The following is a 1,352-nucleotide window of genomic DNA, read 5'->3' as shown; positions in this document are numbered from 1 at the left end:
TAAGTCCGTTTCTGGTAGCGGCCTCGTCCGGGTTGGGTGAGGAAGCCTTGGCGAGTGAGGCGTCCGAGGCGGCTGCGGGTGATGTTGACGGACGCCTCGTCGGTGGGCATGCCGAGGAGTTCGTGCAGCTCGCCTGCCCGGAATGCCTGGTCGGGGTGCTGGTTGAAGGCGTTCACGATGGCCTGGTAGGTGGTGTTCGTCTCGGGTGGCTCGGATTCGGTTCCTGCCGGCGTGACCTCCGCGATGATCTTTCGGGTGGTGGCCAGGTCCGTGAGCCGCGCTTCGGTCTCGGTCAGGTCGGTGGCGAGCTCTTCGATCCGGGCGCGTAGTTCCGCGGCCCGGGCGGTGGCCTCGTCCTGCCGGGTCTGGAGGTCTGCCAGGAGTTCGGCGACGTTCACGCGGCCAGTCCGAGGGTGTCGCGCCAGGCCGGGGCTGGTGTGGTGAGGCGGCGGGTCATGTTCGCGGTGGAGGCCCAGTAGACGCGTGAGGCGGAGTTGTCGGGCCGGTGGTCGTACTCGCGAGCGAGGCGCCGATGCAGCATCAAGGTGCCGTTTGTCTGCTCCACCACCCACCGTTTCGGCTGCGGGACGAAGCCCTTGCCCTGGTCGGCCGGGTTGCGGCGGACGACCTCGACGTCGATGTCCAGCAAAGCGCCGTGGATGATCACCTCGTCCTTGAAGCCCTGGTCCACCAGGGCCTTCTCCAGACGCATCCCGCACCGCTCGGCGACCTGGTCGAGCAGGGCGGCGCCGGCGGCGTTGTCGTGGGCGGAGGCCGCCAGGACGACGACGCCGATGATCAGCCCCATGACGTCCACGGCCAGTCCCCGCTTGCGCCCCGACACCTTCTTGTTCGCGTCCAGCCCCGTCGTGGTCTTCGGGACACCGGCGGCCGCACGGACGGACTGGGTGTCGATGATCACGAGGGACGGATCCTCTAATCGGCGGGCCCTCTCCCGTACCTGGCAGCGCAGGAGTTCCTGGATCCGCCGGTCGAGCCCGTCCTGGCGCCACAAGCCGAAGTAGTAGAACACCGCCGACCAGGCCGGCAGGTCATGGGGCAGGTAGCGCCACTGACAGCCCGTCCGATTCTGGTAAAAGATCGCATTCACGATCTCCCGCAGATCACAGGCCCCCGGATCCCCGGTAGCCGATCGCGCCACCCGGTCCTGCTTCCAGGCCGTGATCATCGGCTCGATCAACGCCCACTGCTCATCCGATAAGTCGCTCGGATACGCCCGTCTGTCCATGCGCCGCAGAACATCACCCGAACCCCGACTGGCACGCCAGTACGGCCGACGTTCACACGAACGAGCGATCATGAACCGAGAGAAAGCGGACTTAACGTCCACT

Annotated in this window: 2 protein-coding genes; both read right to left on the bottom strand. The window is 67.1% G+C overall.

The features are described from left to right. A partial coding sequence (locus tag PUR61_RS08795; protein WP_329877461.1) for a hypothetical protein occupies positions 1–398 on the bottom strand: 398 nt, incomplete at its 3' end. Further along, positions 395–1,249, bottom strand: a complete 855-nt coding sequence (locus PUR61_RS08790) for an IS5 family transposase (RefSeq protein WP_329877459.1) — start codon at positions 1,247–1,249, stop codon at positions 395–397. The genes PUR61_RS08790 and PUR61_RS08795, both read right to left, overlap by 4 nt. Positions 1,250–1,352: the final 103 nt, after the last annotated feature.

It is taken from the genome of Streptomyces sp. BE20 (assembly GCF_036322525.1).
GTDB lineage: Bacteria > Actinomycetota > Actinomycetes > Streptomycetales > Streptomycetaceae > Kitasatospora.
The sequence above is the reverse complement of the archived record's forward strand: the minus strand, read 5'-3'. Positions and strand labels throughout refer to the sequence as shown.

What these genes read in the sequence shown, in the direction of transcription:
- PUR61_RS08790 (WP_329877459.1), bottom strand. Translation starts at nt 1,249, where the DNA reads ATGGACAGACGGGCGTATCCGAGCGACTTATCGGATGAGCAGTGGGCG.